This is a genomic window from Bacillus sp. FSL K6-3431 (assembly GCF_038002605.1).
Classification (GTDB): domain Bacteria; phylum Bacillota; class Bacilli; order Bacillales; family Bacillaceae_C; genus Lederbergia.
This window is the reverse complement of record NZ_JBBOCT010000001.1, coordinates 4280700-4298278: the sequence shown is the minus strand read 5'-3', so window position 1 is coordinate 4298278 and position 17579 is coordinate 4280700. Positions and strand designations below refer to the sequence as shown.

Annotated in this window: 12 protein-coding genes; all 12 read right to left on the bottom strand. The window is 39.4% G+C overall.

What is annotated here, in order from left to right:
* Positions 1 to 151: 151 nt before the first annotated feature.
* The 12 genes from gatB to purH all read right to left on the bottom strand — a co-directional run bounded on the left by gatB (position 152) and on the right by purH (position 17565).
* Complete coding sequence (gene gatB / locus MHB53_RS20695) at positions 152 to 1582, bottom strand: Asp-tRNA(Asn)/Glu-tRNA(Gln) amidotransferase subunit GatB (RefSeq protein WP_340921968.1); 1431 nt, start codon at positions 1580 to 1582, stop codon at positions 152 to 154.
* Positions 1583 to 1595: 13 nt separating this feature from the next.
* Positions 1596 to 3041, bottom strand: a complete 1446-nt coding sequence (gatA, locus tag MHB53_RS20690) for an Asp-tRNA(Asn)/Glu-tRNA(Gln) amidotransferase subunit GatA (RefSeq protein ID WP_340921966.1) — start codon at positions 3039 to 3041, stop codon at positions 1596 to 1598.
* Between the two features lie 12 nt (positions 3042 to 3053).
* Positions 3054 to 3344 (bottom strand): Asp-tRNA(Asn)/Glu-tRNA(Gln) amidotransferase subunit GatC, encoded by a 291-nt coding sequence (gatC, locus tag MHB53_RS20685; RefSeq protein WP_340921964.1) that lies wholly within the window; start codon positions 3342 to 3344, stop codon positions 3054 to 3056.
* A gap of 461 nt (positions 3345 to 3805) precedes the next feature.
* Entirely contained in the window at positions 3806 to 4966 is a 1161-nt protein-coding gene (locus MHB53_RS20680; protein WP_340921962.1) for a CamS family sex pheromone protein, read from the bottom strand.
* A 13-nt stretch (positions 4967 to 4979) separates the two neighbouring features.
* Positions 4980 to 6986 carry an NAD-dependent DNA ligase LigA gene (gene ligA / locus MHB53_RS20675; protein WP_340921961.1) on the bottom strand — a complete coding sequence of 669 codons (2007 nt, stop codon included), beginning with the start codon at positions 6984 to 6986 and terminating at the stop codon, positions 4980 to 4982.
* A 27-nt stretch (positions 6987 to 7013) separates the two neighbouring features.
* The gene (pcrA, locus tag MHB53_RS20670; protein ID WP_445661537.1) at positions 7014 to 9251 is read right to left on the bottom strand and encodes a DNA helicase PcrA; all 2238 of its coding nucleotides are present in this window, start codon (positions 9249 to 9251) and stop codon (positions 7014 to 7016) included.
* Positions 9252 to 9265: 14 nt separating this feature from the next.
* Positions 9266 to 9973, bottom strand: coding sequence for a heptaprenylglyceryl phosphate synthase (locus MHB53_RS20665; protein ID WP_340921957.1), 708 nt, complete (start codon positions 9971 to 9973; stop codon positions 9266 to 9268).
* 1054 nt (positions 9974 to 11027) lie between these two features.
* Positions 11028 to 11318, bottom strand: coding sequence for a YerC/YecD family TrpR-related protein (locus MHB53_RS20660; RefSeq protein WP_340921955.1), 291 nt, complete (start codon positions 11316 to 11318; stop codon positions 11028 to 11030).
* A gap of 44 nt (positions 11319 to 11362) precedes the next feature.
* Positions 11363 to 12373 (bottom strand): DUF3048 domain-containing protein, encoded by a 1011-nt coding sequence (locus tag MHB53_RS20655; RefSeq protein ID WP_340921953.1) that lies wholly within the window; start codon positions 12371 to 12373, stop codon positions 11363 to 11365.
* Between the two features lie 56 nt (positions 12374 to 12429).
* The gene (locus MHB53_RS20650) at positions 12430 to 14172 is read right to left on the bottom strand and encodes an adenine deaminase C-terminal domain-containing protein (RefSeq protein ID WP_340921951.1); all 1743 of its coding nucleotides are present in this window, start codon (positions 14170 to 14172) and stop codon (positions 12430 to 12432) included.
* Positions 14173 to 14672: 500 nt separating this feature from the next.
* Complete coding sequence (gene purD / locus MHB53_RS20645) at positions 14673 to 15932, bottom strand: phosphoribosylamine--glycine ligase (RefSeq protein ID WP_340921949.1); 1260 nt, start codon at positions 15930 to 15932, stop codon at positions 14673 to 14675.
* Between the two features lie 100 nt (positions 15933 to 16032).
* Positions 16033 to 17565: a bifunctional phosphoribosylaminoimidazolecarboxamide formyltransferase/IMP cyclohydrolase gene (purH, locus tag MHB53_RS20640; RefSeq protein ID WP_340921946.1), complete on the bottom strand. Its 1533-nt coding sequence runs from the start codon at positions 17563 to 17565 to the stop codon at positions 16033 to 16035.
* Positions 17566 to 17579: the final 14 nt, after the last annotated feature.

Here is a 17579-nt window from a genome sequence, read left to right as displayed (position 1 = left end):
GTATTTACCCATCTGTTATTGTATCTAAACTCCATTGTTCATAAGAAAAGCGCAAGCGCCCGATTAGCCATGTATAAAAAACTTATGCTTTCTATATTTTTTCAATAAAAAATAGATGTAAGCAGCTAAACTGCCTACATCTATCCCTATTTTAGCGCTTATTTATTTCCTGAGCTAATAATTTATTAACCATTGGTGGGTTTGCTTGACCTTTGGTTGCTTTCATTATTTGGCCAACTAGGAATCCAAGAGCTCGACCTTTACCATTTTTAAAATCTTCGATGGATTGTGGATTTGCATCCAAAATCTCGTTAACAATCGGCAGAAGTGCGCCTTCATCAGAAATTTGCACGAGGCCTTTTTCCTTAACGATTTTTTCCGCATCGCCACCGTTTTCGATAAGTTCACGGAATACCTTTTTCGCAATTTTAGAAGATATTGTTCCATCTTCAATCAATTTAATCATACCAGCAAGTCCTGCAGGTGTTAGAGCTACCTCATGAAGTTCTTTTTGTTCTGCATTCAAATAAGCTGATACTTCTCCCATAAGCCAGTTGGAAGTTTGCTTAGCACCTGCTCCAGCAGCCAGAACTTCTTCAAAGAAATCAGACATTTCCTTTGTTAATGTCAACACCATCGCATCGTATGCTGGTAATCCTAATTCTTTTACATAACGCTTTTGACGTGCGTCCGGTAATTCTGGTATTTCGGCACGAATACGCTCTTTCCACTCATCATCGATATTCAACTGCACGAGATCCGGTTCAGGGAAATAACGATAATCATCGGCACCTTCCTTGATTCTCATTAATACTGTTTCACCAGTTGCCTCATCAAAGCGAAGTGTTTCCTGTTGAATAATCCCACCAGAAAGTAGCACTTTTTCCTGACGTTTTTGTTCAAACTCTAGCCCTCTACGCACATAGTTAAAAGAGTTCAAGTTTTTCAATTCAGCTTTCGTTCCGAACTTCTCTTGCCCAATTGGACGCAATGAAATGTTAGCATCACATCTAAGCGAGCCTTCTTCCATTTTACAATCGGAAACACCAGTATATTGAATGATAGCTTTTAATTTTTCCAAATAGGCATATGCCTCTTCTGGCGTGCGAATATCAGGCTCAGATACGATTTCAATCAACGGTGTTCCTGCACGGTTTAAATCGACAAGGGAATACCCTTCGCTCGTATGAGTCAATTTACCTGCGTCTTCTTCAAGATGCACGCGAGTGATCCCAATTTTCTTTTTCACACCGTCTACTTCAATTTCAATCCATCCGTGTTCACCAATTGGTTTATCGAATTGAGAGATTTGATATGCTTTCGGATTATCAGGATAAAAATAGTTTTTGCGGTCAAATTTAGTTTCTGCCGCAATTTCACAATTCAAAGCCATTGCTGCTTTCATCCCGAATTCTACTGCTGCCTTGTTTAAGACTGGCAATACTCCAGGATATGCAAGATCAATGACGGTTGTATTCGTATTTGGTTCAGCACCAAAATGATTTGGTGCCGGTGAAAATATTTTCGATTCCGTTTTTAATTCTACGTGGACTTCTAGTCCTACTACCGTTTCAAAATTCATGTCAATTCACCCCTTACAATTGTGGTTTTTTCGTATGGAAATCTGTTGCTTGTTCATATGCATGTGCCACTCGATAAAGCGTACGTTCATCAAAATGCTTACCAATGATTTGCAGTCCTAATGGAAGGCCTTCTGTAAATCCGCAAGGTACGGAAATTCCAGGGAGTCCTGCCAAGTTTACTGGGATTGTTAGTAAGTCTCCAGCATACATTGTCAATAAATCATCGATAACTTCACCAACTTTATAAGCTGGTCTTGGAGTAGTTGGCCCGATTACAACATCATATTTTTCAAAAATTTCATCGAAATCTTGTTTTATTAATGTTCGTGCTTGCTGTGCCTTTTTATAATATGCATCATAGAAACCGGCGCTAAGCGCATATGTTCCAAGCATAATCCGACGCTTCACTTCATCGCCGAAGCCTTCTGAACGTGACTTTTTATAAAGGTCCATCAAATTTTTCGGATCTGGTGTACTGTATCCATAGCGAAGACCGTCAAAGCGTGCAAGGTTTGCTGATGCTTCTGAAGAAGTAACTAAGTAATATGTAGAAACACCGTATTTTGAATGTGGAAGTGACACTTCATCCCATGTTGCTCCCAATCCTTCTAGTACTTTTAATGCATCAAGAACAGACTGGCGCGAAGCTTCGCTTACACCTTCACCAAGATATTCTTTTGGAACTGCTATTTTTAAACCTTTAATATCACCTGTTAAACTAGAAAGGAAATCAGGAACTTCTTTATTAACAGTTGTAGAATCACGTGGATCGAGACCCGCAATATTTTGTAATACTAACGCATTATCTTCCACCGTTCTAGTAATCGGACCTACTTGATCAAGTGATGAAGCAAATGCGACAACACCGTAACGGGAAACACGCCCGTATGTAGGTTTTAGACCGACAACGCCACAAAATGCTGCTGGTTGGCGAATGGAACCGCCAGTATCTGTTCCTAGAGCAAATGGAAGTTGGCCTGAAGCAACTGCTGCTGCTGATCCACCTGAAGAACCACCAGGTACTGTATCAAGATTCCACGGATTACGTGTAATTTGAAACGCTGAGGTTTCAGATGTTGAACCCATTGCAAATTCATCCATATTTAACTTTCCGATTGTTATTGCATTGGCATCATTTAATTTCTCCATGACCGTTGCATCATAAATCGGGTTAAAGTTCTCGAGCATTTTACTCGCACAAGTCGTCCGTAAGTCTTTTGTAACGATATTATCTTTGATTCCAGCAGGAATACCGAATAGTGGATTTTCTCCAACCGCTACATCAAGTTCTTTCGCTTTGTTACGGGCATTTTCCTCATCTAGTGTAAGGAATGCTTTCACTTTGCCATCTACCTCATTGATCCGTTTAAATGACTCATCAACTAGGTCTGAAGCAGTAATTTCTTTTTTATGTAAAAGTTCATGTAAATCGACAATCTTCTGATCCAATAAAGACATGTGGTTCCCTCCTTATTCCAATATTGTTGGAACTTTAATTTGACCGTCCTGATGGCTCGGCACATTTTTCAATACTTCTTCACGCGGTAATCCTTTTTCTGCCACATCTTCACGCATCACATTTTCCTGTTGGAAAACATGAGAAGTTGGCTTGATATTGCCTGTTTCTAAGCCATCGAGATTTTCAGCCATTGAGATCATTTGATCGAGATCAACCGTAAATTTTTCCGCTTCTTCATCATTTATTTCAAGCCGCGCTAAATGCGCAACATGTAATACTTGATCCTTTGAAATTCTTGACATTATTCTACACCTCCACATTTAATCGACCACTTGCAATACTATTGATAATATCAGAAAAAGGCGAACTTGCGCAAGAGGGACAAGCGCCTTATGCTTTTCTTTGTCTAGCTCCAGGCGCTAGGGGCTCGAGGTCGCAAGCCCATTCCCTATGGTGGCCCTCGGACTCTCAGGACGCGAGTCATATCGGCGTTTCTACAGGACGGACGTGGCGAAACTTTAGCCCGCGATGTTCCTTTCTTGCGCTTGTCGCCCCTACCATGCGCCACTACGCTTTTCTTTGTCTAGCTCCGGGCGCTAGGGGCTCGAGGTCGCAAGCCAATCAATTCCTTGTGGTGGCTGAGGAACGGCCTCGGGCTCGCAGGACGCGAGTTACATCGGCGTTGCCACAGGACGTGGCGAACTTTAGCCGGATGTTCCTTTCTTGCGCTTGTCGCCCCTACCAAGCGCCCTACGCTTTTCTATTAATATATATGGACGAAGGGTTCTTTTTCTCCGGCCTTTTTTACAATTAAGGCTTCGCCACCATTTACTGATGTGACATTCACCTCTACTTCAATATAATCTGGGAAATGATCCACGACTAGCGAGGTAGCCCATTGGGTAAATCCAATGATTTCTGCTTCTCCATAAAGTTGGATGGGAATTTCTATAGATAAATCCATTAATTGGTCACCTTTATAAAATGCTCGACCGATGACACCATTATAATTCGGAAAATATTCTTCAATATCATCTTTAAATCGCAAAAACAGGGCCACATCATCTCGATGTGCTTCTTCCGCTCCCTGTGAAGGGAATAAGAAGTATTTTTCATCTACCTGCTTCCAGTCATTAAGTGATGCACTTCCTTTATTCGCATGAGCATAAGCAAAAAAGTTCCCGGGAATGACGGTACTTTTACTTTTTTGTTCGAAAAGAGCAATCGTAATAGGAACATTGCTAAGTTCTTTCATTCCTCGTAGTCTTTTTAACACCTGTTCTGCCATTTTCTTTCCTTCTTCTGCTAATTTAGCATGTGGTATATCTTGTTGATAGGTTGCTCCATACTTTTCCTTTTGGTAATAATGTACGGAATTTAATGCAAGACCAATTACAACCCCACCAAGACTCACACTTTTTTCATTTTTAACTAAATAATTATGCTCAAGAATATGTGCAAGATAAATTGGATTTTTCTCATTTTGTTCTTCAATAGAGCCCGCTTCATTATTAAGAGGATTTAACCCAATATTATCTTCCTCTTTTACATTTTGCTCTTTCAATTGTTCCTTCGTAAACTTTCTGTTGAGCAATGAACTAACTGTTTTTTTATCTAAATATTGCCCTTCTTGGAACACATAATCATCGGTTGAAAAATTTTCCTTCGCAACTCTCATTAAGCCCGTTTCAAATTCATTCATATCATATTTTGAGTATAGATTAGAAACGACCATTCCTCTAGTTTTGCTCGGCTCAAAAGGGATGATAGAGCGATAATAGGATTTGGATATTTGATAATTAGGAATAATCGCTGTTTCTTTTAATTCTTCCTTCTCTTGGACTACTTCATTATTTTTTTCAAAATTAGGTACACAACCAGCGATAAGTATTGCCGCAAGTAGTAGCGGGAACCATTTTTTCATGCCTTTTACCACCTTATTCTTTGAGTTCTTCCAGAAGCTTCTCCTCATCCCACACTTCGATTCCAAGTTCCTGCGCTTTCGTCAACTTTGATCCTGCATCCTCGCCTGCAATCAATAGATCTGTTTTCTTACTCACACTTCCAGACACCTTGCCCCCAAGTGCTTCGATATTCTCTTTGGCCTCATTACGGGTTAGTTGTTCTAATTTCCCTGTCAATACAATTGTCTTTCCGCTAAAAACAGAATCAGTTGCTTCCATTAAATGACGTTTTATTCCTAGATAATTCATATTGACGCCAGCAGACTTTAACTCAGATATCAATTGTTTAACTTCTTCCTTGTCAAAGTAAGTAATAATTGCGTCGGCCATCTTCTCCCCTATCTCGGGAACATTCAATAGATCTTCTTCAGATGCTTCGGCCAATCGATCCATCGATTCAAAATACTCCGCTAATGTCTTCGCTGCCTTTGCACCTACATGGCGAATGCCTAATCCAAATAATAATTTTTCCATTGAATTACTTTTCGATATTTCAATAGATGCAAGTAAATTATTTATGGATTTTTCGCCCATTCTTTCTAACCCTAAAAGTTGATCCCTCGTCAAATAGAATATATCTGCAGCATCTTTGATTAGCTGATGAGCAAACATTTGTCCGATCACCTTTTCTCCCATTCCGTCAATATTCATCGCATTGCGGGAAACAAAGTGAATAAGACTCTCACGAATTTGCGCAGGGCACTTGGGATTAATACAGCGTAGAGCTACTTCCCCTTCAAATCGGACGAGTTCACTTTCGCATTCCGGGCACTCTGTCGGCATGGAAAAAGCAACTTCTTCCCCCGTTCTTCTTTCTGTCAGTACGTTTACAATTTCAGGGATGATATCTCCAGCTTTTCTAATCACGACCCAATCACCGAGCATGACATCTTTTTCCTTGATAATGTCCTCGTTATGAAGTGATGCTCGCTGTACCGTAGTCCCTGCCACCGTCACAGGTTCCAAGTTCGCTGTTGGTGTAATGACACCTGTTCTTCCTACACTTAACTCAATCGACGTCAATTTCGTTACTACTTCTTCTGCCGGAAACTTATAAGCAATTGCCCAACGCGGTGTTCTTGCAGTAGCGCCGAGCTCAGATTGTTGATCAAGTGAATCTACTTTTATAACTATCCCATCAATTTCATAATCAAGCTGCGGTCGTTCTATTGTCCACTTCTCGATATATTCAATGACTTCTTCGATGGTCGAACATTTCTGACGTTCTTTATTTACCTTTAAGCCAAGGTCTGCCAATAAGTCGAGCCCAGCACTGTGAGTGCGTACACCAGTCGTTCCATAATTACCCATACCATACAGAAATATATCAAGATTTCTTGAAGCTGCAATTCTAGGATCCAACTGACGAAGTGATCCTGCAGCGGCATTCCTAGGATTAGCAAACAACATTTCTTCATTCTCTTCACGTATTTGGTTTAGTTTTAAAAAGGACCTTTTCGGCATAAACGCTTCACCGCGAACTTCAAATGTATATGAATCACTTAAACGTATTGGTATCGAACGAATTGTTTTCAAATTGGCTGTAATATCCTCGCCAATTTCACCGTCTCCCCTTGTCGATCCATTAACAAATAATCCATCTTCATATCTTAGGGACACAGCCAATCCATCAATCTTTAACTCACAAATATAAGTAAAGTCGTCACCGATGGCTTGTCTAACACGTCGATCAAAATCACGAAGATCTATTTCTGAAAAAGCATTTCCGAGACTAAGCATCGGTGTTTCATGTGTTACTTTTTCAAAAGTAGATAATGCCGCGCCACCAACACGTTGGGTTGGTGAATCTGGAGTAATTAAATTTGGATATTGTTTCTCCAATTCCACTAGTTGCTTCAGCAATTTGTCATACTCAGCATCTGGAATAGACGGGTTATCCAATACGTGATACTCGTAGTTATATTTATTTAATAATTGATGCAATTCTTTTAGTTGGAACTCAGCATTCTCACTGGTCATACAAACAACCCTTTCCCAGTAGTAAACTTATACTTTTGTAATAGGAGCAAATTCAGCTAAAAGTCGTTTAATTCCAGTCGGACTTGGAAAAGCAATATCTAATTCCATACTATCTGCAGCACCTTTTACACTGACAACCGTTCCAGTCCCCCACTTTTTATGTGCGGCTTTATCTCCCACATTCCAAGATTCACCACTAGTACTTTTCGTAGTAGGAATCGTTCGGGCAACTGGCTTTGTACGTCGCTGTGTAGGAGTAGAAAATCCTCCAGAAGAAATAGTTTTTCTCTGTTCCTTTTGGACATTTTCCAGAAGTTCTTCCGGTATTTCAGCAATGAACCGCGATACTGGGTTCATATTTGTCCGCCCATAAAGTGTTCTCATTTGAGCATTTGTAATGAATAACTCTTCTTCCGCTCTAGTAATTCCTACATAGGCAAGTCGTCGTTCTTCTTCCATTTCTTCCTCTTCCATTAAGGAACGGCTATGTGGAAATACACCTTCTTCCAAACCAATTAAAAATACAACTGGAAATTCCAATCCTTTTGCCGCATGAAGCGTCATTAATGTGATTGCTTCTCCAGGTGTGCCGTCTTCATCAAGCTTGTCTATATCTGCTACAAGAGCCAAGTCCGTAAGAAACGCAATCAAGCTTTTATCCTCATTGCTATCTTCGAAACTTTTCGTAACTGAAAGAAATTCATTTATATTTTCTAGTCTACTTTCTGCTTCTAATGACTTTTCTGCAATTAGCATTTCTTTATAACCAGATTTTTCAATAACTTCTTCTACAAGTTCGGTTACAGATAGAAATTCTTGCATTTGTGTATAATTTCGAATCAATGCATGAAATTTAGCCGCTGCGTTAGCCGTTCTCCCGGTTAAGCCAATAAAATCTATTTCATTCAATGCTACGAATAATGAGATGTCATGATCTTGCGCATACTGAGCAATCTTATCTATGGAAGTTGCACCTATCCCACGTTTTGGAACATTGATCGCTCGTTGAAGACTGATATCATCATCTGGATTGGCAATCAAGCGCAAATATGCAAGTAAATCTTTAATCTCTTTTCTGTCGTAGAACTTTGTACCGCCAATAATGTTGTATTCAATATTAGATTTTAATAATACTTCCTCAACGACACGTGATTGAGCATTCGTACGATACAAAACAGCGATATCCGAAAGCTTCCGATTTTGGTCCTGACATAATTCTTTAATTTTCCCTGCAACAAATTGTGACTCTGATTGTTCTCCATCTGCTCGGTAATATGTTATTTTTTGTCCTGGTATATTGTCCGTCCATAAATTTTTCGGCTTGCGGTTTGGGTTGTTTTTTATAACTTCATTTGCCGCTTCTAATATTCGTTTCGTTGAGCGATAATTTTGCTCAAGGACAATAACTTGTGCATTGGGATAATCTTTTTCAAACGATAAAATATTTGCAATATCTGCGCCACGCCATCTATAAATCGATTGATCTGAGTCCCCTACGACACATAAATTTTTCAAGCGTGCTGCTAAAAACTTTACAAGCATGTACTGAGCCCTGTTCGTATCCTGGTACTCATCCACATGGATATATTGAAATTTACGTTGATAAAACTCTAGTACTTCTGGTACTTGATCAAAAAGTTGAATCGTTATCATGATTAAATCGTCAAAGTCGAGGGCATTATTTCTACGAAGTCGACGCTGATATTCCGTATATACATCACTAATGACTTGAGCATAATATCCAGATGCCTGCTGAGCGTATTCTTTAGTAGCTACAAGCTCGTTCTTTGCACTGCTAATCGCTCCAAGAATAGCTCTAGGTTCGAACTTTTTGGGGTCAATATTTTTTGATTTTAAAATGTTTTTAATGACAGATAGCTGATCCGTTGTGTCTAAAATTGTAAAATTCCTACTATATCCTAGTCTGTCAATATCTCGACGCAATATCCGTACACACATAGAGTGAAAGGTAGAAATCCATACACTATCAGCTGCTCCTCCCATAATTTGTCCGATCCGCTCTTTCATCTCACGGGCGGCTTTATTTGTAAATGTGATCGCCAAGATATTATATGGATTAACACCTTTTTCAACCATCAAATATGCTACTCGATGTGTTAGCACACGTGTCTTTCCACTACCTGCACCAGCCATGATTAATAAAGGACCATCCGTCGCTTTTACAGCCTCCCCTTGTTCAGGGTTTAACCCTTCAAGAAGACGCCCTGTTAAAATTTCCACGTCTACACCACCTATACAGAACATTTGTTCCAATTATATCATTTACCTTTTCGAATGTCGTCGTTTTTAAGCACTTTAACTGTTTTCAATGCTTCTTTCATGTTTTCATAAACAATATTTCCGACTACTACTACATCAGCATATTGGGCCATTTCTTGCGCTTGCGCTGCATTTATAATACCACCGCCGTAAAAAAGTTTTGTATCCGTAAGTTGATCTTTTACTTTCTGTACAAGCTTTGGATCCCCATATGTTCCACTATATTCTAAGTAAAAAATAGGCATATGAAACATCTTTTCTGCCATCATAGCATACGCCGTCACATCATTATCATTGAGTTCCGTGTTTGCATCCGTACGTTTTGCGGCCTTGCAATCTTTATTCAAAATACAATATCCTTCAATGAACACTTCGTCCCAATCCATCAGGTCTCCATACTCTCTGATAGCCCGATGATGGTGTCCTGTAATCCACTCCGTACTATTGCTGTTCAAAACGGTTGGAATGAAATATAGGTCAAAACCAGGTGTAATAACCTCATGATCACTCACTTCCAATACACATGGGACAGTATATCGACGAATCCTAGCCATTAAATTTAATACTTTTTCTAGCGTTACTCCGTCGGTCCCACCGACAATCACTGCATCTGTGCCTGATTCACATATAAGATCAAGATCTTCATCCGAGATCATTTTATTTGGGTCTAATTTAAAGACATGGCGCCATTGACTCACGTCGTACATATATGATAAATCCTCCAATCTATTTCCTATTCCATACTACATTATAGCATTTTGCCACGCAATTCCTGTATAGAAAGTGAAGATTTCCTTACTAATGCAAAAAAACCGCCTAGTAAGATCGAGGCCACTGAAAAACATTCGGCTTTTCAAAGAAATTAATAGCAGGATTAAGAAAAACGGGCGAAAAACACACCAGGTCCTTTTATGACTATTCGAATATGAGTGTTGATTTCCGTTCTAGGTACTCGCTTTCCGCGGGCGGATCGGGAGCCTCCTCGGTGTGGTGCTACGCACCCTGCGGGGTCTCCCGTTACCCGTTATTCGCGCAGGAGTCTCGTACCTTTCACTTCAATCAACGCAGTGGGAATTTGGCTAGAAGTTAAACAAAGCTTTTCATTTAACAATGTTAAACAAGTGCGTAAACAATGATGTTGTTTTGCCTTTTTAGTACTCATCAATGCATACGCAGGAATGATATTCAACGGCATCAATCCGGCAAGATCCAGTATCAGGTCCGAATCAAAAAAAGGAAAATAGGAAGTTTAGGAAAATCCTATATTTCATGGTTATGTCAATGATCTCATGGCGGGCAAATACTAAGAATCGGATTGTAGATTATTATAATCAATTAAAAAAGCAACCTTAGAGTAAGCCCCATAAGGTTGCGGTGATTGCCTGTTTGAATAAGTTCCTGAAAGTCGCGTTTCATCTTATTCAACATATCCTCTATGATTACGAATCAGCTAAAGCTAATTCAGAAGAAGATAACTCAACTATAGCACAGATAACCTTGCGAAAAAGGTGATTATTCGTTAGGTTTATTTGGCATGCAGATAACCCAGAATGTATAAAGCACCTTGCTGCGATTGCTTGAATGGAACAAAACTACTAAAACCAAGTTGATAGGAGCGAAGCGACGAGGCGGCTCACCGCACGCCCCCCGGAACGCGTCCGCCTGGAGCGGAAATCAACAGTATTCTATAATAGATCCTTACATTAAAAGGATTTTTTCAGTGCCCTAGTAAGATCTGTGGTTTCGTTTTACTTTTGTTTTTTAGTCTTGAATTCTTTCTAATACCATTTCATATGTATCATTTCCATAGTTCAGGCATCGCTTTACTCGAGAAATTGTTGCAGTACTTGCACCGGTTTCCTCTTCTATTTTATGATACGTACTTCCATCACGTAACAGTCTCGCTACCTCTAGTCGTTGTGATAGGGATTGAATTTCATTAATTGTACATAAATCATCAAAAAAGCGATAGCATTCTTCTACATCTTTTAAAGATAGTATTGATGTAAACAGCTGATCTAGTTCTTTTCCTCGCAACTTTTCAATTTGCATATTATCACTCTCCTTTTCATCAAAAATGACGAATGAATATAATCTTACTGTTCGAATGATACGATCTTCATTTCAGGCACAATATTGATCCAAGTTTTGCCTGGAACAAGCCCCACTGGCTTATTATCTACGTACGGAATCAATTGACCATCCTCGTTTTTCCAATCTACTTCATAAGAAACACCTTTTTGTAATAGAAAAGCGCGACCACCTGAAGTAAGATCAATTGTTCTTCGTCCAGCATCATCGATTACAGAATGTTTCGCCTCAATCACAAAGACATTGCTTAGTAATACAGGATCTTCCGAATCAAATTCAGCCGTTTGAATACCGTCAGAATAGCGCTCATATTTTTTCATTTCTTCATTATACATATACTCTGCAGTAAATTGTGTACTGCGGCTATAAGAAATTTTCATATACTGCGTCGGGTTTCCTTCTTTAGCGCTATCTTCTTTGCCTAGAAACGTTAATCCTTTCGGAGGTTGCTTCATATCATATCCTAAATTTGCAGCACCTTCTTTAATACTGTCAAAACTTATATAGGAGTTATGTGGTGCTTTACGGAAAGAAGCCCTTTTAAATAATGAACCATCATATTCGATGCCATTTAAATGATCAATATCACCTGAAGATAATATCTTTTTTGCATCAGGACTATAGCCATGCGCTATATATAAACTATCATATCCTTTTGCCAGATCAATAAAATAGTCTCGAGCACTACGTACTGGACCAATATTTTTAGGTTGCTCGCTTTGAAATATAGCCAAAAGCCTTGTTATTTCCCCTTCAGCTAGCACTTCATATACAATATCCGCTTCACTAAGTCCATTTTGAGGGCGGGCAGCAGGGTGATTATTAATCATTACTGCTACTGCCCTTCCTTCCGGTGTTACGTCCGTTTCAATACCTGTGAGTGGAAACTGATGCTTTTCTTCTATTTGCTGAGGATTCTTTTCCGGGTCCGCCGATTTGTTTTCTTCCTTGCTACAAGCTGTTAAAACTAGCGCAACCATTGCCGCTATTAATAATGGTCTCCTACTATATAACATATTACATCCTCCAAACCATCGTTTTGCGTTTCTAAAAATAATATCATTCTACTATTTTAACGCATTAAAGTCGGAAAGAGAATTGTTTTATTTTTTACGTCATACATTCCTTGTTGCGTAACACGTATATATGGCAAATGCGTTGCCGAAAAAAATAATAGCGAATATATTGGGTCAGAGAAGGGATATCCCCTTTCAGTAAGCAGTTCCTTCAGTATCTCCTCTTCCTTAATCAGGTCTGGCAACTCTTTTTCAGACATCACGCCTGAGAGGGAGAGAGGGATTTCATGGATTATTTTTCCTTTCTCAGCCAAAACAATCCCGCCGCCAATTTCTTTCAAACGCTTAAAGGCTAGTAACATATCCTGTTTACTTTTACCAATTAAAATAATATCGCCAGTATTTGAGAATGAAGATGCAAAACCACTTGCACTTTTTGCGAATCCTTTTACCATTGTATTAATCCGCCATTTACCATGACGATCCAAAAGCATGAAGTAACTTTCATTATGATCATGTGAAAGATCTTCTACCGCTAGATCTATAGTAATTGAATAAGGCTTTGTAATTACATCATTTACCATTTCCACACCAAATGGCATAGAAAACTGCATATCACTTTCTTCTAATTCCCAATCTAGCTGCAATGGTTTCAAGCCGAATTTTGACCAATCGATATCATCATCCTGCTGTATTTGCTGACCAGCTTTCTTTACCCATTTTCCTTTAGCCAGTACAGATAAAGGCGTAGGATCATGTTCACTTTTCAAAAAGTTAATATTTGCAACTCGCCCGGTAGCGATCATGCCATGATGGTGTAAAAGATTATAGTGGCGAGCTACATTGTATGAAGCCATATGATAAGCATCAATGATTGGTACATCATTTTCCAATGCAATGCGAATCATCATATCCATAATACCTTGTTTATAAAAAGCCGGTGATGAACCATCCGTTGTAAAAAGCATAGAATCATATTGATTAAGTCCGAGCTCATTCATTTCTTTTAATAAAATTGGCAAATCTGGCCTGATCGAAGAATGTCGTAAGGAAACATGATAACCATTCATAAGACGCTTATATACATCATTCCCTGTCATTGATTCATGATCGGCATCTACTCCGAATAATTTCATTTTTGCAAGTGTTTTATCAGATGCGCCTGGAAAATGTCCTTCCACCTTTTTTCCTAGTCTTTTCGTTTCTTGAATCCAATGGAGCATTAAATCATCACCATCGAGCAACTTTGGCCATCCAGTCAACTCCCCCCCCTGGACAACTAAATCATGTTCAAGCCACGATAGAATATCCCCGTTTGAAAATATTACTTCCTCACAATTTAATTCGGTTTGCGAATCGTAACGACTCCACCAATACATGCTGACAGAACCTTCATTTAATTCACTTATTAAAGAAAACGCTTTCTTTTTGTTTAATTGTAAAAGAACTGCTAAGTTGTCGTTTATTATAGTTGTTGTGCCAGTTTGAGCTGCATATCGTGCAAATGTTTGTGGGTTATATAATTGTGATGGGTGCACATGTGGTTCCATGTAACCCGGAACAAGTGTAAGTCCTGCACAATCAATAATTTCACAATGTACCGTTACCTCTGGAAGTTCTTCACCAATATAAACAATTCGATCATTGTGTATCCATATATTAGCTGTAATCCAGCTACGAAGTATCGAATGTAAAAAACGAGCATTTATTAAAAGAATTGTCGGTGCTTTCTTACCGTCAACGACCGCTACTTGTTCACGTATTTGTTTGTTTTTCCATCTATATTTTTGTTCTAACATAATACCCCTCCTAAAAACCAATCTTCCTTTATAAAACTATACTAACATATTAATCTGTTTAACACATTAATGTTTTACACTGAATTATTAACATTTTGTGAAAACGTTATCAAGTGAGCTGGTTTTATGCGCAGATGTCAATAGGTATTGTATCTTGGGTATCATAATGAGACAAAGTACTTTTTCTATTGTATGAAAAAAAGCCAGGCAAACGCCATTGACACGTTTTATCTGGCTTTATTTAAAATAGTATAGAGGCATTCATTTTATAATCAATTACGCCTTGGCGAGAATTGCGTCCAGATTTTATCGAGCTTGCTCGATAAACTTCCTCTGAAAATCTGTGACATCCGCCGGAGGCTTTCACTTCATTCATCCGGAGTTTGCACTCCCACTGAATGAGGTAAATCGCATTCATCCCGCCACTTATAGAAGTGGGGGACTTCTGCTGAATGTAAGTTTAATAAATATTTAATATCTATGACAATGTCTATCTTTCATTAAAGCGCTTTGTATGCAATATCTTTACGATAGAAAAATTCTTCGTGATCTGTTTTTTCCATTTCACTATATACTTTTTCGACAGCTTCTTTAATTGTTTTTCCTTTAGCTGTTGTCAACAATAATCTCCCGCCATTTGAGACTAGCGCTCTATCTTCTTCACCTTGACTTGTTCCCGCATGAAAAACAGAAATTTCAGGGGCTAGTACAGATAAATCTGGTAATGGTACGCCTTTTTTATATTCTCCGGGATATCCCTTTGCGGCTGTTACTACACCAACAACCGCGTCATTTGACCATTCTATGACAGGTTGTTTTTCATCCAGAATGTCAACTAATAATTTCACCAAGTCCGTTTCCAATCGTGCTAATACTACTTGAGTTTCCGGATCTCCAAAGCGCGCATTAAACTCGATTACTTTCGGACCTTCATTCGTTTGAATCAAACCTGCATATAATATACCTGTAAATGTACGTCCTTCGGTAATCATCGCCTTCGCAGTTGGGAGAAGAATTTCCCTTACTCCAAATTCCACTTCTTCGTCTGAAATGTGCGGCACAGGAGAATAAGCACCCATTCCACCAGTATTTGGACCTTGATCACCATCGTACGCTCGCTTATGATCTTGTGCAATGACCATCGGATACACATTTTCTCCGTTCACGAATGCCATTAGGGAAAACTCTTCCCCATCTAAAAATTCCTCAACGACAACACTCGCAGATGACTCACCAAATCTGGCATCTAGTAGCATATCTTTCAATGCAGCAATTGCTTCTTCTAATGTCATTGCTACGACAACGCCTTTACCCGCAGCGAGACCATCTGCCTTGATTACGATCGGCGCTCCTTGCTGTTCTACATATGCTTTCGCATCTTCATAAGAGTGGAATGTTTCGTATGCGGCAGTTGGAATCGAGTATTTTTTCATCAAATCCTTGGCAAAAGATTTACTACCTTCTATAATAGCTGCGTTTTTACGGGGACCAAATATTTTAAGACCAGCAGCTTCGAATGCATCGACAATACCAGCCGTAAGAGGAACTTCTGGGCCAACAATCGTTAAATCAATCACTTCTTTTTTTGCGAATTCAATCAAATTAACAAAGTCTGTTTCCTGAATAGGAACTAGCGTTGCATCTGCACCGATTCCTGCATTTCCTGGTGCACAAAAGACTTCTGTAACACCCTCGCTTGCTCGCACCTTTTTACAAAGTGCATGCTCCCTACCGCCACCGCCAACAATTAAAACCTTCATTAACATCACCGTCCAAATTTATTAAGGCGGGGTCTGACCCCCACCTCATTAATGTATTAGCACTTTAAAGTGATGGGGGTCAGACCCCTTTTTTCTATTACTAGTGTTTAAAATGACGTACCCCTGTTAGAATCATTGCGATGCCATATTCGTCTGCTACTTTGATCGATTCTTCATCGCGGATTGAGCCACCAGGTTGGATGATGGCAGTAATGCCTGCCTGCGCTGCTGCTTCTACTGTGTCACTCATAGGGAAGAATGCATCTGAAGCTAGAACTGCACCTTTCGCTTGTTCACCAGCTTGTTCCAATGCAATTTTCGCCGCGCCAACACGGTTCATTTGTCCGGCACCAACACCAATTGTTCGATCATTACTTGCAACTACAATTGCATTCGATTTTACATGTTTTACAACTTTCCAAGCTAATTTTAACGCAGCTAACTCTTCCTCTGTTGGCTCACGCTTTGTTGGAATGGAAATATTCGCATCTTCATAAGTTAGCGCATCTTGATCCTGAATGAGCAAGCCACCCTCAACTGAAGTTAACATTTTCTCGTTTTTCTTCGTCTGGTCAAATGGAATCGTCAGTAAACGAATATTTTTCTTAGCTGTTAAAATTTCTAACGCTTCATCTGTAAACGCTGGGGCAATGATGATTTCCAAGAAAATTTCACTCAATTGTTTTGCCGCTTCCACATCGACTAGGCGATTAAACGCAATAATACCTCCAAAAATCGATGTCGGGTCCGCATCATAAGCCTTTTTAAAGGCGTCCGAGGAATTAGTTCCAACTCCCACTCCACATGGATTCATATGCTTGACCGCTACCGCAGCAGGCTCAGCAAAATCCTTTACAATCTGTAAAGCTGCATCTGCATCATGTATATTATTGTAAGAAAGCTCCTTACCATGATATTGACGAGCGTTAGCAATCGAAAATTCAGAACCAAGTGGTAAGCTATAAAAAGCTGCTTTTTGGTGTGGATTCTCTCCGTAGCGCAATGTTTGTTTTAATTCATATGTAAATGTGACACGTTCGGGCTCAGCTTCACCAGCAAGCTCTGTCATATATTCAGCGATATGGGCATCATATGCTGCAGTATGACGAAATACTTTTGCTGCAAGTCTTCGCTTTGTTTCTTTTGACACATCACCTTGATCACGTAATTCAGCAAGTACTTGATCATAATCTACAGAATCGACTAGTACTGTAATATATTCATGATTTTTTGCTGATGCCCGTAACATCGTTGGACCACCGATATCAATATTCTCAATTGCATCTTCTGCTGTTACATTTGGTTTTGCAATGGTCTGCTGAAACGGATATAAATTTACGCATACTAAATGGATTGGTTGGATGCCTTGTTCAGCCAATTGTTCCATATGGCTTGGATCATTTTGTTTCGCTAAAAGGCCACCATGGATAACAGGATGAAGTGTCTTTACGCGCCCTTCCAAAATTTCTGGAAAACCAGTAACATCATCTACACCTTTAACATCCAATCCCGCTGCTTCTAGCGCCTTCTTCGTACCACCAGTCGACAAAATTTCAAAGCCAAGTTCTATTAGTTCTTTCGTAAATTCAACAACACCTGTTTTATCCGATACACTGATAAGTGCTCTTTTCATATTGGTCACCCCTC